19 protein-coding genes and 1 tRNA gene are annotated in these 26,689 nt (G+C 38.0%); 10 read left to right on the top strand and 10 right to left on the bottom strand.

The window, feature by feature from the left end:
• Window positions 1–205: 205 nt before the first annotated feature.
• Window positions 206–2,317, top strand: a complete 2,112-nt coding sequence (gene pnp / locus ACI7T6_RS01710; RefSeq protein ID WP_404665869.1) for a polyribonucleotide nucleotidyltransferase — start codon at window positions 206–208, stop codon at window positions 2,315–2,317.
• A 269-nt stretch (window positions 2,318–2,586) separates the two neighbouring features.
• Here the strand turns inward: pnp and ACI7T6_RS01705 are convergent, their stop codons facing one another.
• The 3 genes from ACI7T6_RS01705 to tilS form a co-directional block, all read right to left on the bottom strand.
• On the bottom strand, window positions 2,587–3,303 hold the full coding sequence (locus ACI7T6_RS01705) for a type IV toxin-antitoxin system AbiEi family antitoxin (RefSeq protein ID WP_404665868.1): 717 nt from the start codon (window positions 3,301–3,303) through the stop codon (window positions 2,587–2,589).
• 295 nt (window positions 3,304–3,598) lie between these two features.
• Window positions 3,599–6,310, bottom strand: coding sequence for an ATP-dependent zinc metalloprotease FtsH (ftsH, locus tag ACI7T6_RS01700; protein WP_404665867.1), 2,712 nt, complete (start codon window positions 6,308–6,310; stop codon window positions 3,599–3,601).
• Window positions 6,311–6,387: 77 nt separating this feature from the next.
• A complete protein-coding gene (gene tilS / locus ACI7T6_RS01695) occupies window positions 6,388–7,362 on the bottom strand; it encodes a tRNA lysidine(34) synthetase TilS (protein ID WP_404665866.1) in 975 nt (324 codons plus the stop codon).
• Between the two features lie 191 nt (window positions 7,363–7,553).
• On the opposite strand from tilS, the gene ACI7T6_RS01690 reads away from it, so the two are divergent.
• The 6 genes from ACI7T6_RS01690 to ACI7T6_RS01665 all read left to right on the top strand — a co-directional run bounded on the left by ACI7T6_RS01690 (window position 7,554) and on the right by ACI7T6_RS01665 (window position 16,384).
• A complete protein-coding gene (locus ACI7T6_RS01690) occupies window positions 7,554–10,358 on the top strand; it encodes a tetratricopeptide repeat protein (protein ID WP_404665865.1) in 2,805 nt (934 codons plus the stop codon).
• Between the two features lie 149 nt (window positions 10,359–10,507).
• Entirely contained in the window at window positions 10,508–11,599 is a 1,092-nt protein-coding gene (locus ACI7T6_RS01685) for an LptF/LptG family permease (RefSeq protein ID WP_404665864.1), read from the top strand.
• Window positions 11,596–12,669, top strand: coding sequence for an LptF/LptG family permease (locus ACI7T6_RS01680; protein WP_404665863.1), 1,074 nt, complete (start codon window positions 11,596–11,598; stop codon window positions 12,667–12,669). Before ACI7T6_RS01685 ends, ACI7T6_RS01680 begins: the two co-directional genes overlap by 4 nt.
• Complete coding sequence (locus ACI7T6_RS01675; protein ID WP_404665862.1) at window positions 12,666–13,409, top strand: hypothetical protein; 744 nt, start codon at window positions 12,666–12,668, stop codon at window positions 13,407–13,409. The genes ACI7T6_RS01680 and ACI7T6_RS01675 overlap by 4 nt, the downstream gene beginning before the upstream one ends.
• The gene (locus ACI7T6_RS01670) at window positions 13,384–14,901 is read left to right on the top strand and encodes a carboxypeptidase M32 (RefSeq protein WP_404665861.1); all 1,518 of its coding nucleotides are present in this window, start codon (window positions 13,384–13,386) and stop codon (window positions 14,899–14,901) included. The genes ACI7T6_RS01675 and ACI7T6_RS01670 overlap by 26 nt, the downstream gene beginning before the upstream one ends.
• 211 nt (window positions 14,902–15,112) lie before the next feature.
• The gene (locus ACI7T6_RS01665; protein ID WP_404665860.1) at window positions 15,113–16,384 is read left to right on the top strand and encodes a hypothetical protein; all 1,272 of its coding nucleotides are present in this window, start codon (window positions 15,113–15,115) and stop codon (window positions 16,382–16,384) included.
• Between the two features lie 251 nt (window positions 16,385–16,635).
• Here the strand turns inward: ACI7T6_RS01665 and ACI7T6_RS01660 are convergent, their stop codons facing one another.
• The 4 genes from ACI7T6_RS01660 to ACI7T6_RS01645 form a co-directional block, all read right to left on the bottom strand.
• Window positions 16,636–17,130, bottom strand: a complete 495-nt coding sequence (locus ACI7T6_RS01660; RefSeq protein ID WP_404665859.1) for an acyl-CoA thioesterase — start codon at window positions 17,128–17,130, stop codon at window positions 16,636–16,638.
• 115 nt (window positions 17,131–17,245) lie between these two features.
• A complete protein-coding gene (gene rpsI / locus ACI7T6_RS01655) occupies window positions 17,246–17,635 on the bottom strand; it encodes a 30S ribosomal protein S9 (protein WP_404665858.1) in 390 nt (129 codons plus the stop codon).
• A 3-nt stretch (window positions 17,636–17,638) separates the two neighbouring features.
• Window positions 17,639–18,085 carry a 50S ribosomal protein L13 gene (gene rplM, locus ACI7T6_RS01650; RefSeq protein ID WP_404665857.1) on the bottom strand — a complete coding sequence of 149 codons (447 nt, stop codon included), beginning with the start codon at window positions 18,083–18,085 and terminating at the stop codon, window positions 17,639–17,641.
• Between the two features lie 537 nt (window positions 18,086–18,622).
• Window positions 18,623–19,069: a hypothetical protein gene (locus ACI7T6_RS01645; RefSeq protein ID WP_404665856.1), complete on the bottom strand. Its 447-nt coding sequence runs from the start codon at window positions 19,067–19,069 to the stop codon at window positions 18,623–18,625.
• Between the two features lie 312 nt (window positions 19,070–19,381).
• Between ACI7T6_RS01645 and miaB the strand changes: the two genes are divergently transcribed.
• Entirely contained in the window at window positions 19,382–20,713 is a 1,332-nt protein-coding gene (gene miaB / locus ACI7T6_RS01640; RefSeq protein ID WP_404665855.1) for a tRNA (N6-isopentenyl adenosine(37)-C2)-methylthiotransferase MiaB, read from the top strand.
• Between the two features lie 63 nt (window positions 20,714–20,776).
• Here the strand turns inward: miaB and ACI7T6_RS01635 are convergent, their stop codons facing one another.
• A complete protein-coding gene (locus ACI7T6_RS01635) occupies window positions 20,777–21,331 on the bottom strand; it encodes a hypothetical protein (RefSeq protein ID WP_404665854.1) in 555 nt (184 codons plus the stop codon).
• Between the two features lie 298 nt (window positions 21,332–21,629).
• Between ACI7T6_RS01635 and ACI7T6_RS01630 the strand changes: the two genes are divergently transcribed.
• Together ACI7T6_RS01630 and rsmI are read left to right on the top strand one after the other, a co-directional pair.
• Window positions 21,630–21,700 (top strand) — tRNA-Cys (locus ACI7T6_RS01630).
• 2 nt (window positions 21,701–21,702) lie between these two features.
• Window positions 21,703–22,503 (top strand): 16S rRNA (cytidine(1402)-2'-O)-methyltransferase, encoded by an 801-nt coding sequence (rsmI, locus tag ACI7T6_RS01625; RefSeq protein ID WP_404665853.1) that lies wholly within the window; start codon window positions 21,703–21,705, stop codon window positions 22,501–22,503.
• A gap of 13 nt (window positions 22,504–22,516) precedes the next feature.
• On the opposite strand, the gene ACI7T6_RS01620 is transcribed toward rsmI, so the two are convergent.
• A complete protein-coding gene (locus tag ACI7T6_RS01620; protein ID WP_404665852.1) occupies window positions 22,517–24,136 on the bottom strand; it encodes a SulP family inorganic anion transporter in 1,620 nt (539 codons plus the stop codon).
• An 809-nt stretch (window positions 24,137–24,945) separates the two neighbouring features.
• Window positions 24,946–26,454 (bottom strand): tetratricopeptide repeat protein, encoded by a 1,509-nt coding sequence (locus ACI7T6_RS01615; RefSeq protein ID WP_404665851.1) that lies wholly within the window; start codon window positions 26,452–26,454, stop codon window positions 24,946–24,948.
• Between the last annotated feature and the right edge of the window lie 235 nt (window positions 26,455–26,689).

Below are 26,689 nucleotides of genomic sequence, written 5' to 3'. Positions count from 1 at the left end.
TCCCCTCCCCTGTGAAAGCAGGGGAAACTTTTTATTTTCGTTAATTTTACACTCCTGTTATAGTTCTTTTGGGAAAGTGGATTTCTTTTCAGGAAATTCTTTTTGTCGAAAGATTCTTTGTTTGTAAAAGAGCCTTCCGTCAAAAAGAACTCCTCTCTCAAGACTCTTCTTTCTCTTTATTAATGCATTTATCTTTAGAGGATTCATGAACACCCATTCATTCACTATTTCTATTGCCGGCAAAGATATCATCTTTGAAACAGGTAAACTCGCAAAGCTCTCTCACGGTTCTGTAACTATCAGATGTGGCGACACCATTCTTTTAGCAACAGCGTGTAGAGGCAATGTTCCTTCAGCTGAAACCGACTTTTTTCCTTTAAGAGTGGATTACATCGAAAAATTCTCTTCTGCAGGAAAAACCCTTGGCGGATTTATTAAAAGAGAAGGAAAACCCACAGAGCGTGAGGTTTTAATTTCTAGATTGATTGACCGTCCCATTAGACCAATGTTTGACGAAGGGTATGTCAATGAACTCCAACTCCTTGTCTACGTTCTTTCTTATGACGGTGTCCATGTGCCTGATCCCCTAGCTATTTGCGCAGCATCAGCCTCTCTTGTGATTTCAGATATCCCTCTTCCAAAACCTGTGGCTGCTGTCCGTGTGGGAATGCTCCAAGATCAATTCATCATCAATCCAACGTTTGAAGAGATGCAAAAATCTCAGCTAGATCTCATTCTTGCTGGAACAGAAGATGCGATCTTAATGATTGAAGGGTATTGCGATTTTCTAACAGAAGAGCAAATTCTTGAAGCGGTATCTCTTGGGCATGCAGCAATTCAGAAAATCTGTAAAGGATTAACAGATTGGCAAGTAGCTATTGGTAAAGCCAAAATTCAACCAGAACTAAGAGCTCCCTCTCAAGAGCTGATGATAAAAATGATCGCTCTTTGCCAAAGTGATCTTGAGTCAGCTCTTCGTATTAAAGAAAAGCAGTTAAGATCTGCAGCGCTTGACACCATTCAATCCCGTGTATTTGACACATTATGCAAAGATGAAGCAGCGCCTGAATCTAAAGTGCTTGTGAAAATGGCCTTTAAAAAGCTCTCTTCTCAAATCATGCGTAAAATGATCTTAGAGAGTAAGATCCGTGTGGATGGAAGAGCGTGTGATCAGATCCGGCAGATTTCTGTGGAAACAGGTCTTCTTCCAAGAACACATGGAAGCGCTCTTTTCACAAGAGGAGAGACGCAAGCGCTTGCTGTTTGTACCTTAGGAAATGAGCAATCAGCGCAGCGTTATGAAACTCTAGAAGGCGAAAAAAGCCATAAGTTTTACCTTCAATACTCCTTCCCTCCTTGCTCTGTTGGAGAAGTGGGAAGAATGGGCGCTCCAGGACGAAGAGAAGTTGGCCACGGCAAACTTGCAGAAAGATCCCTTTCAGCAGTTCTTCCTTCTCAAGAGCAATTTCCGTATGTGATTAGGCTTGAGTCTAACATCTTAGAATCCAATGGATCATCTTCCATGGCCTCTGTTTGCGGTGGATGCCTCTCTTTAATGGATGCAGGCGTACCGATTAAAAAACCAGTCGCTGGAATTGCCATGGGCCTAATTTTAGAAAAAGATCAGTTTGCTATTCTCTCTGATATCTTAGGAGATGAAGATGCTCTTGGGGATATGGACTTTAAAGTTGCTGGTGATCATGAAGGGATCACAGCGTTTCAGCTAGATATCAAAGTAGAGGGCATCACCTTAGAAATTATGAAAACAGCTCTTATGCAAGCAAAAGTAGGAAGAACACATATTCTAGGAGAAATGTTATCTGTCTGTGCAAAGCCTAACCAAGAGCTCTCACAATACGCTCCTCGTATTGAGTCAATGCAAGTGAAACCCAGCAAAATTGGGATCATCATTGGCCCTGGTGGAAAACAGATCAAAGCGATCATTGAAGAGTCAGGGGCTAGCATTAATATCGATGATGAAGGGGTTGTCAGCATTTCAGCTGTAAGCCCGCAAGCGATTGCAAAAGCTAAATCGATGATCATTAACCTTATTTCTGAAGTAGAGATTGGGAAGGTGTATCAAGGTCAAATCGTTTCAATCGTAGCGTTTGGAGCGTTTGTGAAGATCTTTGAAAAAGAAGGACTTCTTCACATCTCTGAATACGATCATAGACGTATTAACCACTTAAGTGAAGTGTGTAAAGTTGGCGATACTGTTGAAGTGAAAGTGCTTGATGTCAATGACAGAGGGCAAATTAAACTCAGCCGTAAAGTACTGATTGCTCCTTCTCAAGCACCTCAGGCAACTGGCGTATAAACTTGTTTTAATTCTATAGAAGCTAGCGCAAACTCTTCATCAGAGTGAGCGCTAGCTTTTCTTTTCTAGCCTCTTACTTAGACTTTACTATCAACCATTTGCCTCATGAGGCATATCTTTTAACAACTTTAAAAGAGTCTGTTCATATAACTTAAGCTGATAACTTCTTTGTCATTTAGATCATCTCTTATATCAATGATTTCTATTCACCCTTGTAGCTTACATGCCATAAAGATCGTTATAGATTTTTAATGCATGTGGATGCATTTCTATTTCTTCTGGTAAATGTGTCTAAGTTCAAGATTACGCTCTGCCATCCATTCAGCTTGCTCAATTCCTCTTAAAGGAAAATGGTATAAATCCAAGAATGTGAGTAAAATAGAAGAAGGGATCAGGGCTAGAGAAGATTGCATGTTAAGAAGGCTCTTATAATACGGCTGAATGAGTAAAACCTCATAGCCTCTTTCTTGAGGCACTAATTTAAGCACTTTTTCAAGCTCTTCTTTTACACTTAAGTCCTTAAGATATAACTCAAGCGTATTTAAATGCGTATGTTTGTATCCATGTGCCTCTGCTGCAGAATGAAGCGCCAAAACAGTTTGGGATTGAAGACTAGATGTTTTAAGCGCCTGTAATAACTCTTCCCGGCTCCCAAATCCTGATCTATACGTCCACATCTTACATTTTTTGCAAATGTCATATTGTTCAAGCCAGCTTCTAAGTAACTCTTCAGCCTTTTTCATCAAAAATCGCTTAGATGTTCTTTGCCCCTCTATTTGTAAGAAGCCTTGGAGTGCAAGCGTGTTAAACACTTGGCAAACAAGTCCGAAGCTCACTTCTGTTTCTCTAGCGACTTCTCGTAAAGAAAAATACTCTTTGTGAATTCCTACCCTGAGTAGCCATTCTAAAACGATAGAGGATCTATTGGCATAGATGTTTTTTTCTACAAATGATTCGTTGGATTTGAGTAAAAATGTGTTTTTCATGCTGTTCACTGTTTTAAGCTGTTCAATATATATTGAACAGCTTAAAACAGAAAATAAAATGTGATCTCATGTTGTCAATGAGAATGATCAAGTCCCTAGCTTGAAGATCCATAGCTCTAAAAAGGTATAAAACATCCTGAGTTTTCTCAGGAGAATTCTAAAAGCATGAAGGATTGATCATAAGAGTGCTTCATGCAACTTAAATATATAAATATTTTTTATGATAAAGAATTTGAGGTCAATTAAAAAAAGATCAGGCTTAACTCAAATAGATCAAGCCTGATCAGATAAAGTGTTACACTTGCTGAGGTTTAGGATTATCTGATGCTGGACGAGAAGACTCCTTAGATGTTGGAAGAGACATCTTTTTATAGAGCTCCTCGGACACTTTGAGCCTCTCTCTTTTTTTCTCAACATCCCATTTACCTTCAATGATCTCTTGAACATCTTCACGGTCAAGCGTTTCAAATTCCATGAGCATCTGTGTCATAAGTTCGACTTTGTCATGATGCTCCCTAATAATATCCACAGCTTGCACATGAGCAAGATCGAGTATTTTTCTCACCTCTGCATCAATTTGTCTTGCCGTCTCTTCTGAGTAGTTTCGGTCAGACACTTGATTGGTTCCTAGATAAGCGCCGCTTTCATTCCGCTCATCGTAAGCAACTGCTCCTAAAGGACTCATTCCCCATTCACACACCATGCTTCTTGCTAGCTTAGTCGCTTGGGTAATATCCATTTGAGCTCCGCTTGAGATGTCTCCTACAAATACCTCTTCAGCAACACGGCCTCCCATGAGAACAGCAAGTTGATCAATGAGCTCTTTCTTCCAATAACTTAGCCTATTTTTTCTTGGCATGAAGTGCGTCGCTCCCAAAGAGAGTCCTCTTGGAATGATTGTCACTTTATCTACAGGATCTGCATGTTTGACAATGAGTCCAACAACGGCATGACCCGATTCATGATAAGCGGTTGTTTTCTTCTCTGCAGCATCCACTTCAAGACCGCGTCTTTCTTTACCGTAACGCACCTTATCTACAGCTTCTCTGGCTTCTTGAGAAGTGACAGCTGTTCGATTCCGTCTTGCAGCAAGAAGAGCCGCTTCATTTAAAATGTTGGCTAAATCGGCTCCTGAAGATCCGGGAGTGGCTCTTGCGATATCCATGAGATCAACCCCAGAATCGAGCTTAATCTTACGGGCATGCACTTTTAAAATCTCAAAACGACCCTTTACATCGGGAAGATCAATCACCACACGTCTATCAAAACGGCCAGGTCTTAAAAGCGCTTTATCTAAAACATCTGGTCTATTGGTAGCTGCAATTAAAATGATCCCCTCTGTTGGATCAAACCCATCCATTTCAACTAGAAGCTGATTGAGAGTTTGCTCTCTCTCATCGTGTCCGCCTCCAATGCCAGCTCCCCTATGACGCCCTACAGCATCAATTTCATCCATGAAAATTAAACAAGGAGCGTGTTTACGCGCTTCATTAAACATATCCCGGATACGGCTAGCTCCTACCCCTACAAACATCTCGACAAAGTCAGATCCAGAGATGAAGAAAAACGGTCTATCAGCCTCACCAGCTACAGCTTTTGCAATGAGGGTTTTTCCTGTTCCTGGAGCTCCGATGCAAAGAACACCTTTAGGAATTCTAGCTCCTAGAGCGGTGAATTTACCGGGGTCTTTTAAAAACTCTACAATTTCTTGAAGCTCTTCTTTAGCATCATCGCACCCTGCTACGTCTTTAAACATCACCTTATTGCGGTCTTTATTTAAAAGCTTGGCAGGAGATTTTCCAAAATTCATAGCGTTATTTCCCACACCCTTCATTTGTTTTGAGAAGATGAAGTAAAAGAGAACACCTAAAAGAAGAAACGGAAGGAGAGTAAAGAAAAGACCAATGTAGTTAGGAGAAGGCTCTTCACTTTTAAAGGTTTTATCTAAAACTAAATTACGGGGTTGATCAGGAACTTTAAAACTATTTCCTTTATTCAAAGGAAACGCCTCCCACTCTTTTTTCACTTGGGTAAACCACTGAGAAAACAGTTCAGGATCTTGTTTTTCTAACGCTTTTGTGGAAAGTTCTTGGTTATTAAAGAACCAAAGTACACTCGTTACTGCCTGTCTTGCTTTATCTAACTGTACCTGATTTTTTTCAATGTCATCGTTGATTTTTGTAATTTGTCCTAAATCCGCAAGATAATTTCTCACAGAACGGAGCTGCACAAGGCGGGCACTGTCATGCTCGGTATTAAGCTCTGTGACAACCGATTGGAGTTGAGAGAGAATCGTTGCATAGTTAGAAAGGAGTTCTTGAGAAGAAACGGTAGGTGTTTGAAGAAGTTGCTCAATCTGACGTAGCTGCTGCTTTAGGGGCTCATTTCCAATCCCTAACGCTTGTCCCCTAAATCCTAAAACAACTGTATGCAGTTGCTTACCATATTCTACAGGGTCTTTTGCAGCTAAGGGAAACTCTTTTTGTAGGTGCTGAAGAGATGTGATGGCTTTACTGGATAACGCTTTAACAACAACCCCATTTTCTTGACCCGGGGTATCATAGACAGGGCTTATCACCCAATAGCCGTGAGGAGGAATGGGAATTCCACTTAAATGCAAGAACCAATCTGCAGACTCAAGCACGCCTGCCTGATGATGAGATAAATTGTGCTGGAGGGTATTTTTTTCTTCTTTGAGAGTGTTATACCTAGCAAGAAGCTCAAGATATTTGACCCTAGCTTTAGCCTCATCCGTTAGACGTTCTCTAAATTTTCCTGTTAATGTAACCAAATGATCATTTTGTGCAATTTTGCGGCTCTCTCCAGGCTGGATGAGATCTAAGTCAACAAGATGTTCTACTTGATGGCTAAAGGCCACTTTTGTCGTTTGGTCGCTAGAAAAATTCTGCAAACTAAAAAAAACAAGAAAAGCTGCAAGCAAGAAGATGAAAAATCCCCCTGAGATGCCTTTTCTTTGACCGGGTTTTTGCTTATTATCATCATTCATGTGATTTAACCTGACGCTCTTAAAATTAAGTGAACCTTAGGAATATCTCTAACCAATAATCCCGTATTTAAGGAGCCTTATGTCCCCTTACCATCTAGATAACGATCTAGTTTTTTTAATGCAAGCCTTCCTTTACCAATTGTAATGCAGCCTGTGCCTGTCTTAATAGAAGCTATGGATTTTTTCGTTTGAATAATACGGACTAATGCCTCTAGCTGACTTGCAGATAGTTGCATACCGTGCTTTTCCGTCCATGTCTTAAGGAAGTATTCTAGCACAATTTCATCTAGCTCTCTTAGAGAGGATAATCGAATTGTTGATTCTTCTTCAATCATTTCAAAAAGAGAAGAAGATCTCTTGGCAAGATCTTGCTTTAATTTATCAGATCTTTTCCCTAAACGGCATAAGTTATCTCTAATGGATTTCCCAAATACCGATTCTAACTGTGGTAAAAGTGCTGTCCTTAGCCTTCCTCTAAGATAAAGAGGGCTGAGGTTTGTTTGATCTTCAATAAAAGATTTATCTTGCTTTTGTAGCCAGCTTCTTAGCTGATCTTTCCTCACTGTTAGAAGCGGTCTCCATAACGGCATTTCATTCCATAAAGAAATAGCTGTCATCCCGCTACATCTATAAAGAGAAGCGCCTTCTAACACCCTCTTAAGCACGGTTTCCACTTGATCATCTTGATGATGCCCCAGTATGACTGCTTGTGCGTCAAGAGTCCTAAAAAGCTCTTTAAATAAAGCGTACCTATGCTCTCTTGCCGCATGCTCTTTTTTTAGAGGATCTTGGATCACATAGCCATAAAAGGGAAGTCCAAGTTCCTTTATTTCTTTTTCAATAAGAAGCAATTCTTGATGACTCTCCTCCCTCCATCCGTGATCCACATGAACGACATGCAGGTTTAAGGGAAAATGCTTCATACACGCTTTAAGAAGATATAAAAGAGCCTTAGAATCTGCCCCTCCAGAATAGGCCACAATGACAGGCTGAGAGCTTTTTAAGTTTTCTCTTAAGAATTTTTTAATGAACTGAGAAAGTGAACGTGTCATGAACTTCTCTTAAAGAACCAGGGTTAAATGCATATCTTCATTGTATCCTTGAAGCTTTCAAGTGTATCATCATTGTGTTAACTAAACCTTAAAAAAATGAACCTCATATATTGCTGAAAATGGGTATTACTTCTAAACTACGGCAAAATAAATATTAATTCACCTTAAGAAAATACAATGGACGGTAAATCATGACGATTAGACCCTACTCTTCTATAGAAGCTCCATCTCAACAAGCTCTAATAACTCCTCACCAGGAAGACAATTTATCCTCTTCTTTAGAAACACTGAGTCATGAAAGGCCCTCTAAACAGCTTCGAGTAGAGGCGTTTTCTTCTGATCAAAAAGAGGCGCCCCTGCCTCAGCTAGATCAATCTTTAAAAATAGAACAAATAGCTGAGGCTATTTTAAGAGTAGATCAAAATCATGTGGATCCCAACCGAGCTCTTTTAGGAAGTAAATCTGAGGCATATAAAAAATGCATGATCATATCTATTCATGCTATTCATCTAGATCCTAGAGATGCTAATGCCTATAGCAAGCTTGCTAGATGCTTGAAAGATAATGAAATGATCAAGCTTTTAAATGGGGAGACTTATACAAAGAGAGCGCTTTATATTAAAGCAATCGATCTCGATCCTAACCAGGGATATTTTTACGGGTGTCTTACAGATCTTATTGGGGAAAATGAAACTATACAGCTCTTAAATGGAGAAATTTATACAGAGAGAGCTCTTTATATTAAGGCGATTGGCCTCAATTCGAAAGATGAACATTCTTACTATAATCTTGCATCTCTTATGGAGAAAAATGAAACTATACAGCTCTTAAATGGAGAAATTTATACAAAGAGAACTCTTTATATTAAGTTGATTGATCTCAATCCAAAAGATAAAGATTCTTACTATAGCCTTGCGCTTCTTCTTAAAAAAGGAGAAAGAATACAACTTTTAAATCATGAACGATGCACAGCTATAGACCTTTGCCTAAAAGCCATTGATCTCGATTCTCAATATAAAAATGCTTACTATTACCTTGCAATGCTGTTTGAAGACGATGAAAGCATAGAGCTCTTAAATGGGAAAATGTATACAAGTAAAGAGCTATATGTTCAGGTTATTAACCTTGATCCTGAATATTGCAATGCGTATTTTAACCTTGCTACGCTTCTTGAGCAAGAGGAATCTATACAATTTTTAAATAATGAACTATACACAGCTATTGACCTTTATCTGAAAGTCATTGACCTCGATCCTCAATGTAAAGATGCTTACTACTACCTTGCAACTCTATTGAGAGAAGATGAAACCCTACAGCTCTTAAATGGGAAGTCATGTACAGTTAGAGATTTTTATTTGAAAGTACTTGACCTTGACCCTGAAAATACAGATGCTTATTGCCTACTGGCTAAACTTCTCAAAAAAACTGAAAAAATCCAATTTTTAAATGGAGAGTTTTTTACAAAAAAAGAACTCTTTTTAAAAGCAATCGGTGAAGATTTAACCCATCCCTTTGTGGAAGACGCTAAGGAATCTTTAAAACAAATTTACATCCAGGAAATTGAGGAGAATCCCCAAAATATAGAAAACTATTTCGATTTAATCACGGTTATAAAACATAACACACCTTATTCAGGGAAGATAGAAGAGCTTAGAACAAACCCAAAAAACACCTTTATGGAATCTCTTTTTAGAAAGGCCATTGATTTAGACCCATTCCGCGCTTTTAGCGCGCAATTTGCCCCTGCCTTTTTTTCTATGGGTTCTTTACTCCACCGTAAAACAGTATCTATCCTTAATAATCTTAATACAAAAATTACAACTGAAGACCTAACGATGAGAGAGGTGCTCTTAAAGGAAGGCACTTCTATCGCATTAAAAAGTCATAAGGTCCTTTCTACAAAAGACATCTATCACCATGCACTTTCTTATCTTCCCTCATCTTATTTAAAACGAAGAGGAGATCAAGAAGTGGGTCACTACCTCTCTTCGATAAAGCCTATCTCATTGCAAGATGGCGTGAAATTCACCCCATTAATGGCTTATGTGTATGCCTACCAAAAAAGCCCCCTTCAGTCTCTTTTAATAAAAATTGGGGATGCCCTTCATCCTGAGGAACGTGTCCTACTCAATGATCAACTTTATGACAAAAGAACCTGTTATGCAAAAGTTAGTCATCATGAAGATAGTGCTTTTTTCTTAAGGCAAGCAGAATCTCTTTATCCTTATGATTACTTAAAACAAGAGGAGCTAATCTCTAATGCCTTAAAATATGCTTATACGAATTGGCAAGAGCATTGGGAATCTTATATCACCTTAGCTCGCATTCTTTCTCAAGACACCTTCAAAAAATTAAGTTACAAATATCTCTTGATTTTTGAAGAGTGTTTAGAAAGCTATAAAAACCTTACAAATAAAAAAATAACTACTTCCATTAAAGAGCATCATAAATCTTTAAACAGTCCGTATACATCCAAAGATCTAGAAGATAGGGATATCAATGAAGATCTGTACTTTGCAAAAAAACAACAGTTTTTACTGGAGTTATTAAACTATTTACCTGCCTGTGAAGAAGCTTATGTAGCTCTTGCAACAAGCTTTCAAGATCCCTTAATGATTCATGAAAAAAATTATCCATCAAAAGAATCCCTTTATTTAAAAGCTATCGCTATTAACCCGGAATATAGTTTACCTTACTTCCTTTTAGGCAAAGAGCTCTTTAATCAAAAGATAGAGACTATTCAGCTTTTAAATGGTGTAATTTTATCCTCTAAACAACTCTTGATGAGATCTATTCAGTTAGGCATATACAAGGCTGAGGCGTATCATTTAGCTGCCCTTTTAATGGGGGATAAAGAAGGTATTGCTCTTTTTGATGAGAAAACCCTTCTTTCAAGAGGAGATCTCTTTATCCGGGCCTTTGAACTTGACTCTCACCGCGTCATGGATTTAAAAAATTTCATCTCTTATGTCAAAAGAGTTTCCTTAAAGTCTTGATATCACAATTGAGAGAGGCTGTTTTAAAGAGAGAGCCTCTATCTCAAAAGTCCAGCTTTTAAAGCGGAGATCTTTAACCTCTCTAAATGAGGAAAAAATCCATTTTAAAGATAGCGTAATACCCTTTCATTACGATAAAATCACCTTCTATGCCCATTTTATGGCGATTTTTACTGAAAAATTACTTCCAAGCTTTTTGCCTCTCCCTAGTTAGCTTCATTGCGGCTGTCTTTGTCATGCGGTTTAAAGATATTGCAGAGTTTGCAGCGATGAGTTCTGATCCTTGGTCCATCACGCTCTTTGGGCTGTATCAACTCCCCTATATTCTCCCTCTGATTATTCCTATTGCCTCTGTGATTGCTGCAACACTTCTTTTCCAAAAGCTAAGCGACTATCATGAGCTTCATGCTTTAAGAGCTTGTGGATTTAGCCTCCGTCAGCTTCTTGCTCCCATTTTACTTGGAGCCTCTTTTCTCTCTCTTGTAAGTTTTATTGTTGTAGGAGAAATTGGACCAAGATCTCGTTTATGGTCAAAACAGCTTACCTATCATGTCACATCGAGTAATCCGTTTGCTATTTTGAATAAAATGACAGAGACCAAGCTCTCAAACGCCTACATGGATGTGGGATTGATGCGAGGAGGAAAAGAGGGGAAAGATGTTCTCTTTGTGTTTACTCACCCCTCTTCTAAACGGCTGAGCGTGATGACGGCCAAAAAACTTCAGCTCAGTAAAGATCAATTGATCGGTGAGCGTATCTCTATTATCTCTTCAGCTCCTAGCTCAAAAGTAGAGGGGTTTGATCACCTTGTGATTGAAAATGAGGCCAAGATGACGACAAAAGCTAACGCTTTATCGCATCTATTTCAAGATCAAGAGTGGTCTCATAAACCGGAATATCTCCCCCTTAAAACCCTTCTTATTGGAATATCTCTTGAAGAGGATCATCCCTGGACAAACCCCTACACCCTTGAACTTGTGCGAAGATGTGCTCTTGCTCTAACCCCGGTAGCTTTTTCTCTTCTAGGGGCAGCATTTGGCATGCAGGTAGGTAGAGTCCCTTCTCAAAAAGGGCTCATGTGGACTATTTTGCTTGTCATTTTTAATTTATCTGCATTTACCTCTGCAAAAAATCTTAAAAATATGCCTCTTGCCACATGGCTTTGTTATGTCATCCCCCTCTCACTTCTTGTTGTTTTTTCTCTGAGAAGCTTAACCCGTATTTCTCAAGGTGAAACATGAAGCTGTGGAAAACGTATCTTTTTAAAGAACTCTTTAAAACGTTTCTTTTTTTTCTTCTCTGCTCTTTTCTCCTCTACTCTTTGATTGAGTATGCAACCCGTATTAATAGCTTTTTAAAAAATAGTCCCTTTGGAACTAAAGACATCGCTCTTTATTACATTAATCAATTTTTAAAACGCGCTGAGTTTGTGGTTCCCCTCTCGCTTTTACTCTCTGTGATTCATGTCCTCACATCCTTAAATAGCCGCAATGAGTGGACGGTCTTACAACTAGCTGGTCTCTCAAGTAGAGCGTTACTGAAACCGTTTTTTATTTTAGCTCTTCTTTGCTCGTCTTTTCTCTGGATCAATTTTGAGTATTTTCTCCCTTCTGCTTTAAAACAGATTGATGCCATTCAGCTCTACACACCCCGCACTTCTTCTCTCACAGCTGAGCACAAATCTCTTCATACAGTTCCTCTTCCAGGAGGATCTAAGCTGATTTATCAATCTTACCTTCCTCAAAAGCAGCAATTTTTTGATGTGTTATGGATCAAAGGAAGTGATGAAATGTGGAAGATCAAATATTTAAATGAAGATCCTCTCAATCCTGTTGCCTATTATGCAGATCATCTTGTCCGTAATAGAGAAGGGGTCCTTGAGAAAAAAGAGTCTTACCCTCTCATCATTTTACATGGGTTAAAATGGCACCCTGCAATGATGCATAACGATTTACTGGATCTAGATTATCAAAGCGTATCAAAACTGTATCACCTCATCCAAGATGTGACTGTGACTTCCTATGAAAAAATCAAAATTAAAACCCTTTTTTCTTTTAAACTCATGATTCCCTTGCTCTCCCCTTTAGCAGTGGCTCTTGTAGCTCCTTATTGCCTCATTTTTTCAAGGCATAGGTCTCTATTTTCCCTTTACTCTCTTGCTTTATTTACGTTATTTGCCTTTTATATGCTGCTTGATGCTTTAGCGATTATGAGTGATCATGCGCTTCTTCCCCCTTCCATTGCACTTTTTCTTCCCTTTATGCTCCTCACACTTTTGGCTACTTACCGCCTGAAAAGAGATGTTGTATGAAAAGTAAACAGTTCACGCTCTCCCTCTTTATTGTCCTCTTCTTATACGCCTCGTTTCTGATGCCTACAACTCGTCTATTATGGGATGCGTTAGATCAAGAAGTGTTTAGATTCTTAAACACCTATTTTTTAAAGTACGGGCTACTGCAATATTTTTGGGCTCTTGTTAATCATAAATACATGGACTTTGTAGAAGATGGAATTTTTCTCCTCTTTTTTATTCTGAGCATTCAAAAAACAGCTCCTCACTTAAGATCTCAAAAAACTGTGCACTATATTTTCTCTATTGTCTTAGGGGCGTGTATTATTTTCTTTATCAATAAGCTGTTTTTTAGATCGTATGCCATCTTTCCAAGAGAGAGCCCCTCTTTAACCCTTACTCCTTGTATCCGTATTACAGAAATACTTCCTTGGCAGCTTTTAAAAGATTCCACAACGGTGAGCTTTCCAGGAGATCACGCAACGCTTTTACTGATCTTTGGGCTTCTCTACTCTGCTTTTGCTACAAAAAAACTCTCTCTTGCTGCTTGGGGCTATGTTATATTCCGTATTCTTCCTCGTTTAATTGTAGGAGCTCACTGGTTTTCTGATATTGCGGTCGGAAGTTTCTCGATAGCTCTTTTCTTTACATCTCTTTTCCTGTATACGCCTCTTGGAGTCAGAATCATGGATTGGATGGAAAAAATACTTTTTAAGCGAGAAGGAGTGATAAACTTTGAAACAGAAAACACCTTATCATAAATTATGTGAGCTCTCTAAAGAGCGGCATGCTTGGAAAACAGTGGCTGACCTTTTACACTGGGACCAAGAGATTTATATGCCAGAAAAGGGAGCAACTTTTAGAGCCTATCAAAACGCTCTTATTGCAGTTAAGCTTCATCAATGTGAAATAAGCCCTCAGTTTAAACGCCTTCTTTCTCAAGTGATTAATTTAACAACAGGTGATGTATTAGACTCCTCTCTCTCTTCTGAGGAGCAAAAAGCTCTTCTCCTGTGGCGAAAAGATTACCTCCATCAGAAGAAAATACCTTCTTCTTTTATAAGTGAGTTTACCACTCTCACATTGAATGCGGTCTCGGTGTGGATTGAAGCTAGAAATCAAAACTCTTTTGCTCTCTTTGAGCCTTACCTTGAAAAAATCGTTCGTTTAAGCCAAGAAAAATGCAAACATCTCTCCTATCAAGACCACCCTTATGACGCTTTACTAGAAGAGTATGAACCAGGCTGCACCGTTGCAAAGCTCACCCCTTTATTTAACGCTCTTAAAGAGAACCTCTGTGCTCTTCTTAAACAAATTCAAGCAGCCCCTTCAGTTGATTCTGCTTTTCTTCAACGAGAATGCGATCCTGATCTGCAGTTTGCCTGGGGAAAAAAGCTCCTTTCTATCATCGGATTTGATCCTGCTGCCTCTCGGTTAGATCACGCGCATCACCCCTCTTGTAGCGGCTTTTACCCCTCTGATATTCGCATGACAACACGGATTGATAAGAATAATTTTATCTCAAATATCTATTCGGTTTTACATGAAGGAGGGCATGGCCTATATGCTAGAGGGCTTCCTTTAGCTCATTATGGAACGCCTCTTGGAGAGCAAGCATCAATGAGTATTGATGAGAGTCAATCCCGTTTATGGGAAACTAGGATAGGAAGATCGTATGCCTTTTGGGAGTACGCTCTACCGCTTCTTCAAGAAGCTCTTCCCCCTCTTCAAGGCCTATCTCTTTCTGCATTTTATCAAGGTATTAACCATGTCACTCCTTCTTTCATCCGGGTAGAAGCTGATGAGGTAACTTACTGCCTACACATCATACTCCGGTTTGAAATAGAAAGAGATCTGATTTCTGGAGCTCTCCTTGTGAAAGATGTCCCCCGCGTATGGAGAGAAAAAATGGAAGAGCTCTTAGGCATCTCTCCTCCTAGTGATACCTTAGGCGCGCTTCAAGATATCCACTGGTCTCTTGGGTATTTTGGCTATTTTCCCACCTACGCGCTTGGTAATCTCTATGCCTCTCAAATGTTTAACTCTTTTCTTGAGACAAATCCGGAGTGGTCAAAGCAGCTCTCTCAAGGAAATTTTTCTCTTTTACACACGTGGCTAGAAAAACATATCTATCAATATGGAAGGCAGTTTTCTCCAGATGAGCTGATCTTTAACATCTCTAAGAATCCGCTTAGTGAAGCGGCTTTTACGGGCTACTTAACTAAGAAATATCAAGCCATTTACGCCTTTTAAAAGATCTAGGGCAACTATTTCAGATCCTCTCTCTTGAAGAAGAATGTTCTTTAATGCTATACGAAAGCATTTTGAAGAATTTTTTATATTATTCTACCTTCTGGAAATCAAATATCTTAGATTGCTATAAACTTAGTCTTTTTTTAGAATGAGACAAACTAAAAAATCTAAGTATTAATTTAGATCAAAAAAATCGAGTAGGATGTAAATTATGGTTATTAGATCGCATTCTTTTATGGAAGCTCAATCACAGCCTCCTCAAAATCATCCTTCTCATGAAGAAAATGCATCAACTGTATTAAAAGAAGAGGGAACTGAAAGATGCTTTAAACAACTCCGAACAGATTCCTTATCTTCTTATAAAATAGAGACTCAGCTATCCCAAAATATCTCAAATGTTATTTTAGAAACAACTCAACCTCATCACGTAGATACTAGCTCTATCATTTTAAGCGCTAATCAAATCATCAATCCGCTAAATGATCAATCTGATATAGAAAAAAATCTTTTGATTCAAGCCATTCATCTAAACCCTAAAGATTCCACTTCTTGCTGCAGGCTTGCTGAATCCCTAAAAGATGATGAGATAGTACAGCTTTTAAGTGGCAACATTTATACAAAGAAACAACTATACATTAAGGCAATTTCTCTTAACGCTTCAAATGTAAATTTATATTATTCTTTAGCAGATTGTCTAAAAGACCATGAGACAATCACATTTTTATATGGTAAAAAATCATATACAAAGAAGCAACTCTATAAAATGGCAGATCAGATAAATACCCCTCCGGATACACATCCCCTAAAAACGCTATATATCAATCAGCTAGGTGTTAATCCCAACCATGGAGATTCCTATTACCATCTAGGACGGTATACAAATAATCATGAAACAATCCAGCTTTTAAACGGTGAATCCTATACAAGAAAACAACTCTATATTAAGGCTATAGATCTTAGTCCTAATGATGAAAGATCCTATTGGGATTTAGCGGTATGTCTAAAGGATGACGAAACAGCTCAGCTTTTAAATGGGGAATCCTGTACAAAAAAACAACTTTATATTAAAATTATAAATATCAGTCCTTATAATTTAAGTTTATATTACTTTTTAGCAAGCTGCCTAAAGGATGATGAAACAGCCCAGCTTTTAAATGGAAAATCCTATACCAAAAAACAACTCTATATCAAAGCCATCTGCGGGGATTCTGATTGCGAAGAGCTATATTCTGATGATGGACTATTATATTACTCTCTAGCGAACTGTTTAAAGGAGGGTGAAACAATCCAGCTTTTAAGTAAGAAGTCCTATACAAAAAAACAACTCTATATCCAGGGTCTACTTTGTGATCCCTATGATGGAGATTTATATTACTCTCTAGCAAACTGCTTAAAAGAGGGTGAAATAGCCCAGCTTTTAAATAAGAAGTCCTATACAAAGAAACAACTCTATATCAAAGCTGCAAAATGCGGGGCTAGATGATTTGGCAGACTCTTTTGTTAGGAATAAAATGCAAAGGATGTAGATAGTTCACCTAAAATTGTAACCTATTTCCAAGTTGAATAGCCCCTTTTTATCAAGAATAGGAATGTATCTGAAGAGTTACAATTTTTACTTCTCTATTCATCCTCTTTTCTCATCCCTATGAACATACATGAGAAATACAAAAAGAATTCAACTATACATGTTAAATACAAGCTCTTACAGTCTATTTTACCATCAAAAAATTGATCTCACCTTATAGAGAAGGGCGGAATCCTAGTATGCATGTTTTTCATTCGAAGATGTTTACGAATATCTGCTTCTTGATATCTTCTTTTTTCTGCTTCTGTCTCAGGGAGTAATAAAGGGACTTGAGTAGGCTCTCCTGCTTCATTGATCGCAACAAAGGTAAAGTAAGCAGACACGATATGGATTCTTCTAAGTGTCTTTAAGTCTTCTTTATACACTTTGAGACCAATCTCCATGGAGCTATTCCATGCTCTATTAACAGAAGCTTGAAAAATCAAAACATCTCCTTGGTGAGCTGGAGCTAAAAATCTTACCGAATCAATGCCAAGCGTAACACAAGAAGAGCCAGAATGTCTTTTAGCGACAATCGCTGCTAGACGGTCACCTATCTCTAGCACTTTTCCACCAAATAGTGTGCCGTAATTATTGAGGTCGTTAGGGAAAACCGTTGTGGTGTGATCTTCGATCGCGGAGTGAATCACTTTTTTTGCTTCCATAACCCTGGTATAAAAAAAGAGCCCTTTTTTTATCTAGAATCATTTTATGAGGACAAAAAAAAACCCTAAAAGTTTTCCTTTTAGGGTTTTCATTAAGTAGAGAAATAAAAAACGATTAACGTTTTGAGAACTGTGAACGTTTACGTGCTTTACGTAGTCCATATTTCTTACGTTCTTTACGACGAGGATCGCGTGTTAGATATCCAACAGGCTTCAGTTCTACTTTGCGTGTTTCATCTTCAATGATCAAAGCTCTTGACATTCCAAGACGAATTGCAATCACTTGAGCCTCAATACCGCCGCCTTTAACACGAACTAATACATCGTATTTTCCTGGCTCACTCACTTTTTTCAGTGGGCTTAAGATAGTGTCTCTTTGAATCGCAAGAGGAAAGTAAACTTCAAAAGGGCGATCATTAACAATCACAAGTCCTGAGCCTTCTCTCATTCTAACTGAAGCAACAGCGCTTTTACGACGACCAGTACCAATAAATTCTTTTTTCATAAATTATTCTTCTAAAGCAATAGGGTTTTGAGCTTGCATATCGTGCTTGTCACCAGCAAATACTCGAAGTTTTTTCAGTTGCTGACGTGCTAAGCGGCTTTTAGGAAGCATTCCTGCAATGGCGTGCTGAAGAACATATCCTGGTTGACGAGCTTTCATAATACGGAAAGGAATTTCACGTAATCCGCTCATAGATCCTGTATAATAACGGTAGATCTTTTGAGCTTCTTTAGCACCAGTCACCTTAATCTTATCAGCATTAATGATTACCACACCGTCACCACAATCAACATGCGGAGTAAAAGTAACTTTATGTCTTCCTCGTAAAATTTTAGCTACATGAGAGGCAAATCGACCTAAAGTCTTTCCTGTTGCATCTAAAATGAACCACTTTCTATCAGCAATTGCTTCTTGCTTTGTAAGGAGTCTGGTTTGATTTGTTTTTTTCATTGAGTTTGTCCTAAATCAATATGAAATAGCATACAATTTTAGCCGTTTTTTTTCCAATCTTTCCTTCAAAAAGAATAAAAAAGAACCCTCTAAAACCTGGATTATTCGTTCTAGTCCTATTACCACTCCTTCAGCTTTGCGCAGAAGGAATTCATTGAACTAGAGAGAACAATACCACGCTTGTGTTTTTTATGCGACACTGTTTATCGAAAAACTTACACTTTCTTGATATGAGGAACATAAAAACACAGCTATTTCCTCGTTAGATTTTATCAAAAAAGTGTTCCTAAAAAAACCTTAATATATGAAGAGGAAATGAAAACAAGGTAGGAAAGAGAGTCTTTGAGTTAAAAAATCCATGCATTTTGTATGAAGCGTATAGGTGTATTTTTTCTCCTTAGAAAACGCTATTTAAAAATGCTTCCCCTCTCCTTTAATAAAGATGATGAGGTGAAAATTAAGATGCGAAGATAAGCATGAGCCTCTTGGAGAAAAATATTTTCCCTCAGAAGCTCATTTCATGCATGTAAATAGGCTTTATGCCTTTTTTGAAGAAGGGGGCTCTTTGGAGGTTTTCTCATGGGAATCCACTTTCTGATTAGACCCATCTTTATTGGAATGAATGTATTCTTGTATTTTGGGATTTAATACTCTATCTTGGATTTTATCTTGAAGCGCAGCGTAGCTTTGACTGATTTGACCCTGACGGTACATGAGAAAAGCTGCGCTAAACACAAAGGCTGCTGTACAAATAAAAGCAGTATTAACCCATTTTGAAGGGGCATTTTTCTGATTGAGCAAAATCCATGTCAAAGAGGCTAGTGTAGCTCCTAAAAAGCACCCTTTTGTATGGCGCACAATCTGTGTGTTCAGCTGCTCCCAAATTCTTGCAACTTTCTTAAGGTTTTTGACTGTTTCTTTCCCTTGCACTGTAATAACAGAAGGACCTTGGCATACAAAAGAACAATAGAGGGAAACTTTCATAATCAAAACACACCTTTTTTAAAATAAAGAAAATTCTAAATAAAACTGAAATTAAATACGAGTGATTTTATTTCAAAGGTTATTTAAAAGAAGTAGAAAGATAGAAAAATCCCTCCTTACCTTCTTTTCTCTACAATTTTATGTAGAAAATGTTACAAGCTAAGAATATTTTTTTAAAGGCTTTTCTAGAGATGTCCCCGCTCTCTTCCTTTAGGGCTGTTAAAGAGATCCCCTTTAGAAATAAAAGCTCTGTTGAAAAAGATCTCTTATTTTCCTAAGATAGTGCCCTATTGAAAATTTAATGGAGTCATCATGAAAAGACCGCTTAACACTTTTTTTATGCGCACATACGGCTGTCAAATGAATGAGCTTGATTCAGAAATTATGGTAGGTCTTTTAGAAAAACGGGGTCTTAAACGGGTGATGGAAGAAGAGAGTGCAGATCTTCTTCTCTTTAATACCTGCTCTATTCGGGATCTGGCTGAAAGAAAAGTTATGGGCAAAATTGGGAAAATCAGCTCAAAAGAAAAAAAAGCGTTAATTGGAGTCACAGGCTGCATGGCGATGGCTAAAAAAGAGACGCTCTTTAGAAAGCTTCCCCATATTGATTTCATCTTAGGAACTAATAACATCTCAGAACTTAATCTTGTCTTAGATGAAGTGTTAGAAACAGGCCGTCAAACCATCCGGACTGATAATCAATTTGAAGAAAATCTTGATTATCTTGTCGCTAAACGAGATGACCCTTATAAAGCGTATGTCTCTATCATTAGAGGATGCGATAAATTTTGCACTTACTGTGTTGTCCCTTATACGAGAGGACAAGAGGTGTCAAGACCTTTAGAGAGCATTGTAGAAGAGTGTAAACTCCTTGTTTCTCAAGGATATAAAGAGATCACGCTTCTTGGGCAAAATGTCAATAGCTACGGTAAGGATGAACCCACCTGGAACCACAGATTTCACGATCTTCTCTACCATCTCGATAAAATTCCAGGACTCTCTCGTATTCGGTTCATGACATCTCATCCTGTCGATATCACAGTGGATTTGATGCAAGCCATACGGGATCTTCCCTCTGTTTGTGAGTTTGTGCATTTTCCCATGCAAGCTGGATCTAACCGCATATTAAAGAAAATGCACCGCATTTATACCATTGAAGAGTACCTTGAAAAAGTTGCGCTTCTTAAGCAAATTGTCCCCGGCGTGTCTCTTGGAACAGATATCATTGTGGGCTTTCCTACAGAAACTGATGCGGAGTTTGAAGAGACTTATAAATGGGTTAAAGAAGTGGGTTATTCCGTTGCCTTTATCTACGCCTATAGCGCCCGTAAAGGAACTCCTGCTTTTAGATGGAAAGATGATATTTCTGAAGAAGTGAAAGATGAACGTCTTCATAGGCTCCTCTCTCTTCATCAAGAGTTCTCTCTTGAAGAAAGCAAACAGATGCTAGGAAAGCATGTAGAAGTACTAGTAGAGGCTGTAACAAAAGATGAGACACATTTAAAAGGAAGGACAAGATGTTGGAAGAAGGTCATTTTTGAAGGACCTAGACACTTGATTGGATCTTTACAACAGGTCAAAGTGACAGGCTTTAGTCATCAAACACTTGTAGGAGAAAGAATATCTCCTTTAGCGATTCATTAAATCAAGAAAGAGAACTTAAATAAAGAGCTGAAAAAAATTTTTCAGCTCTTTAAGATGACTTCCTTACGGTTTCATCATTTTTGTCATCGCCCAACCGGCCATACTCCATCCTATGATAGAATCAACAATGCCAAGTAAAGCAAATGAAATAGGGAAGTGGTACCAGAGCACAAGCGGCATTCCTGACATCCATCCCATTAAAACAGCTAATACAAGTACAAACGGCATCACTTCTGGTAGAATTGTTAACCTGGTATACGCAATCACCCAAGCGACTAGAGTAGCAGCAGCGATATTCACAATCAGTCCAGCAGTCAAAGTCCCCACCATCCCTGTTACCTCTCCAGCTTTTGCAACTGTCATGATAATGACGGGTCCCTCTTTCATTTGTTGTTGTACAGCTTGAACCTCTTTTTCCCCTTGGCAGTTCATATAAGGAAGCATATACAGCCCGCTTTCAGGAGCATTTTCTTGAATTTTTGCACAAACGGCCTTTTCATTAATAAAAGGTTTATATTGCGCCCGGTTAAACGGCAAGACAATCCAGGAAAACATTCCCCAGACAAATACAATTAACCCACCAACGAGACCACTTTTTAAAATTTTTTGATTAATCATAGGAACCTCCATTTGAATTAATGACTTTGATCGTAAATAACTTCTTGTTTAAAAGCAAATTAATCACTTACAAAAATCTTAAGCTAAGAAAGTTTTACTCCGCTCTCCCCTCAAAAAAGAGGTCTTTACCCCTTAAAATCCAGAAAAACTAAAAAGTCTACTTCTTCAAATTTAACCTCTTCTCCTATGAAATCCTTTGTTGACCAGATATCTTAAATTGAGTACAATCGCTTTTTTCTTAAGAAAGATGAGCTAGGTTTGCTTGAAAAAACAACCCTTGCTACCCCCCTTTCACTCTGGTGGCATCGCCAAGCGGTAAGGCAGAAGCCTGCAAAGCTTCCATCCTCGGTTCGATTCCGAGTGCCACCTTTATGTTATACCTCATTTCAACTCCGATTGGAAATTTACAAGATATCACGCTTCGCGCTCTCGAGACTCTTAAAAAGTGCGACTATATCCTTTGTGAAGATACACGGCACACCATCTTTCTTCTTAAAGAGTATCAAATTAAAGTCCCTCTTTATAGTTTCCATCAATTTAATGAAAAAAAATCTGAAGATAAAATCATCCAGGATTTAAAACAAGGGATGACAGTTGGACTTGTTTCTGACGCAGGAACACCCGGCATCTGCGATCCAGGAGAATCTCTTGTGAAACGGTGTTATCAAGAAAACATACCCCTTACCTCTTTACCAGGAGCGTGTGCTTTTGCAACGGCTCTATCCTTAACGCCGTTTTCTAAAGAAAGAGTGCAGTTCTTAGGATTTTTGCCTAAAAAAATAGAAGAGAGAAAAAAAGAACTCGCTCAATCCCTTTTGTATAGAGGCACAACGCTTTTTTATGAATCCCCTCAGCGAGTTGTAGATACGCTTAAAATGCTTCCCTCTTTTATGAAGGTGTGTGTCTTTAGGGAACTCTCCAAGCTATATGAAGAGCATAGGCTAGGGTCAGTAGAAGAGTTGATTCAATATTATGAAGCTAATACTCCAAGAGGTGAGTGTGTGATGGCTGTTGAATCCTTAAACTGGAACTATCAAGAGCTCTCTTTGATAGAGCATGTGAGCTACATTCAAGAGCTGTTTAAACTCTCTCTTTCAGACTCTATTAAAATTGTGGCAGATATCCAAGGTATTCCTAAAAGAGATGTCTACCACGCTGTCCATATTGAGTAAAACCCGCTCTCTTCTAGGAAGAGAGGGTAAGAGGCTCTTGCGTAGCTTGATTTAACGTAGCTACCTGATCTTTTTGATGAAGTAAAGAGCCTAAATCATAGTTTTCGATGAAGGGAATGAGCTCTTTTTTTACATAGAGTAAACTGAGTCTAGAGCCCCTTTCTTTGCAGTAATCTCTCATCTCTTTTAACGCTTGTAATCCTGTTGCATCTAATAAAGGAACTCTATCCATATTGAGTACAATATTTTTATTAAATTCTTTCTTTAACATGAGCGTTGTTTTAAGTTGATCTGCCACCCCAAAAAAGAAGGGCCCTTGGATGTGATACACATCTTGATCATCTCCTAACTCCCCTTCTTGAATACTCATAACAGGGATATCACTCATCTGTTTCATGAGGAAAAAAGCCGCCATCACCATTCCCACTTGAACAGCTACGGTAAGATCCAGTAAAACGGTGAGGAAAAAAGAGGTGAGTAAAATCATGACATCACTCCATGACGTACGCATCAGCCGAAAGAAGTTCTTTAGATCGCTCATCTGCCAAGCAATCACCACTAAAATACCTGAGAGAGCAGCAAGCGGGATCTTACCGACAAGAGGCGCGCATGTCCAGAGTAAACATAAAACAATCAGGGCGTGAATCATACCCGCAACTGGGGTCTTAGCCCCTGTTTTAATGTTGGTAGCTGTTCTTGCAATCGCAGCTGTGGCGGGAATACCCCCAAAGATCGCAGAGCCCATATTCGCCAGTCCCTGAGCAATTAGCTCTATGTTAGGTCTATGCCTTCCCCCAATCACACTATCTGCTAATACAGCGCAAAGAAGCGATTCTACGCCAGCTAGAAGGGCAATCGTAATGGCATCTGGTAAAACCTCTAATGTCCTTGACCAGTCAAAGCTAAAGGAAGGTAATGGAAGATGAGTCGGAAGCGCTCCAAACCGAGAAGATAGGGTATCAACAGGAAGGTTAAAAAGAGCGCATATAAGAGATGCTACAATAATACTGATAATGCCCCAAGGAAGAGAAGAGGCCCACCGTTTTAATGCAGAGATTAGTCCAATCACTCCAATACCGACAAATGATGTCCATCTATCGATTGTAGGAAGTGCCTTAAAATACGCCTGCCACTTTTGGGTAAAGTAAGCTGGTACTGTCTCCATATCAAGACCTAAAAGATCTTTTACTTGAGAAGAAAATACAATGACTGCAATACCTGTTGTAAATCCGACAACTAAAGAGTAAGGGATCAATTTGATTAGGTTACCTAGCCTTAAAGCGCCCATTACAACTAAGAATATCCCAGCTAAAAATGTGGCAACGACAAGCCCTTCATATCCATGTCTTTGAAGAGTAGCATAGATCACAACCACAAAAGCGCCTGTTGGACCTCCAATTTGGACTAAGCTTCCCCCTAAAAAGGAGATGATAAACCCTGCAATAATAGAGGTAAAAAGCCCTCGTTCAGGTTCTACACCAGAGGCCATAGCAAACGCCATGGCAAGAGGAAGAGCGACAGCTCCTACAGTGATACCCGCTAAAAGATCTTTTTTAAAGATCGCAAAGCAGTAGTCTTTAAGCGCTGTAAATGTTTGGGGGATAAACTCTTCATAATTTTTTAGCTTAAACACTCTTAGACTCCATGCTTTTAATGGTATTTTTTGAGGGATATAAAATGGGTTTATCTTCAAATAGATTTAAGACTAACTCGCCCCCTCTTCTAAATGATGCAAATCATGGTAACAGAATGCCTAACCTGTTGTCCATATGTGAGGAAATATAACCTAATCATAAAGGGGCAATTTTTTTGATGGATATCACTTTCTAGAAAAAAATTCTGAACAAGCACAAACAATCTATAATTTTTTATTAGATAAATAAAATTATATTAACAACTTCTCTTAAAAATACATGCCACCTGCTTGTCATCTTATCTGGGTAATCCTGATAAGAAAAAGGCTCCCCATTGCCTGGGTTTATTTCGATCCATTTTCATTACCATCAAAACTGCTTGCTGCAAAGCTTTGGCTTTACTTTGCTTAGGCGTATTAATTCCTAAGATGTAAAAAATCTTCTATAAGTCATGTTGAATGCAAATCCTTGAGAGTCTATTTTTTTCATCAAATAGAAAATCATCAAAAATTGATCTCACCTTGCAGAGAGGGTACAGAATATGGGTTTTGCTGTACTCAAAGGTGTTTTTCGATAGGTTAGCAAAATAAAAAATATTTTATATTGTATCATGGAATTTCCCCAAGAAAATTCTTACTACTAATAAGCCATCTTTAATCAATGCTCTGATTTTTAAGAGCTAGGTCATTTCCCTATACACTCACTTGTGTATAGGGAAATGATAAGAAAATTGAAAAACAAACTATTTTGTATACAGTATAGATATCTAAAAAGCTTTTTTTAAGTAGGGGTTGAGCAATAGAGTTGATTACATCTCTTTAGCCTTCTCAAGAAGCTGTTCTTTTGTATAGACTTCCCCATTGAACAGCTCTACGATTTCTCCATATTCTAAAAGAGAAACAAGCTTATAATAATATTTTCTAGATTCAGAATTGATATCAATAGCTTCAAGACAAAGTTTTTTCTTCGTGTAGGTTTCTCCATTTAAAAACTGGACTATTTCATCATTTTTTAAAAGATTCGCAAGTTCATAATAAGAATTGGCATCTTGAGGATCTAACGCAATGATCTTTAGATAAAGATCTTTGTTTGTACAGGTTTCTCCATTTAAAAACTGAATCTTTTCATTGTTGTTTAGACTGTCTGCAAGAATATGGTATAAATGAATCTGTTCAGGATTGATATCAATAGATTTAAGATAGAGCTCTTTTTGTGTATAGGTTTCTCCATTGAAAAGCTGGACTGTTTCATGAGTTTGGAGAAGATCTGCAAGATTGTTATAAAAATCTTCATTTTGAGGATAGATATCAATCGCTTTAAGATAGAGCTCTTTTTGTGTACAGATTTCTCCATTTAAAAGCTGGGCTTTTTCATCTTTTTCTAACAAAATCGCAAGATTAAAATAGCTGTACGCATTTTTAGGATTTAATTCAATAACCTTAAGATACAGTTTTTTGGGTGTATAAATTTCCCTACCATATTCTACTGTCTCATCATCTTCTAAAAGGCCTGCAAGATTGTAATACGCAAAGGTATTTTTAGGATTTAACTCAATGAGCTTAAGATAAAGCTCTTTTTTTGTATGAAATTTTCCATTTAACAGCTGGATTGTTTCATCATTTTTTAAAAGGGTTGCAAGATTATGATAAAAATGTTCACCTTCAGGATAGATATCAATCCCCTTAAGATAGAGCTCTTTTGCTGTACAGATTTCTGTATTAAAAAGTTGGACCGTTTCACCCTCTTCTAAAAGATCCGCAAGATTAACATAGCTGTGCGCATTTTTAGGATTTAATTCAATGAGCTTAAGATACAATTTTTTGAGTGTATAAGATTCCCCACCAAATTCTACTGTCTCATCATCTTCTAAAAGGCCTCCAAGATTATAAAGAGAAGCTTCATCCCTAGGATTGATATCAATCGCTTTAAGATAGAGCTCTTTTTTTGTATAAAGTTTTCCACTTAACAGCTGGATTGTTTCATCATTTTTTAAAAGAGTCGCAAGATGATAGTAAGCGTTCCCATCTTTAGAATTGGAGTGAATTGCCTGAATCCAAGGCTCTTTTTTTGTAGCAGATTGACGACTTAGCGGCTTGATATTCTCATAAGTATTGGAAAGACTTGATTCCGTATTAACAGTTGTATTTAGATTTGTCTCTAAAATAGTACTAGCTACTTGTTCTGTTTTTGAAGTCTCTAATGCAATTTTTTTAGAGAGTTTTTCATCTCTATCTTCTCCTAAAGCAACTAATGTATTTTCATCCTCATGAGAAGTTTCTGATGGAGCTGTTATTGAAGTATAAGGTCTAATTGTCATAGCACACCTCTTAAATTATATTTTTTTAATTCAGCTTTTAATAAAAGTATATAGATCTACTTCATATAACAGCGCATATATGGAAAGCATGTTATCAAAATTTTGATTTAAAATGGAGTGTAAATAAAAAATAAATTTATAATTACATAGAGAATTAAGACCATTTTTTAGAATTTTTAAGGATGTAAAACATTTAACAAATGATGAGCTTATTGAGTTGAATTTAAGCTTAAAA

Source organism: Rhabdochlamydiaceae symbiont of Dictyostelium giganteum (genome assembly GCF_964291045.1).
GTDB lineage: Bacteria > Chlamydiota > Chlamydiia > Chlamydiales > Rhabdochlamydiaceae > PALSA-1444.
This window is presented reverse-complemented; position numbering and strand designations above follow the sequence as displayed.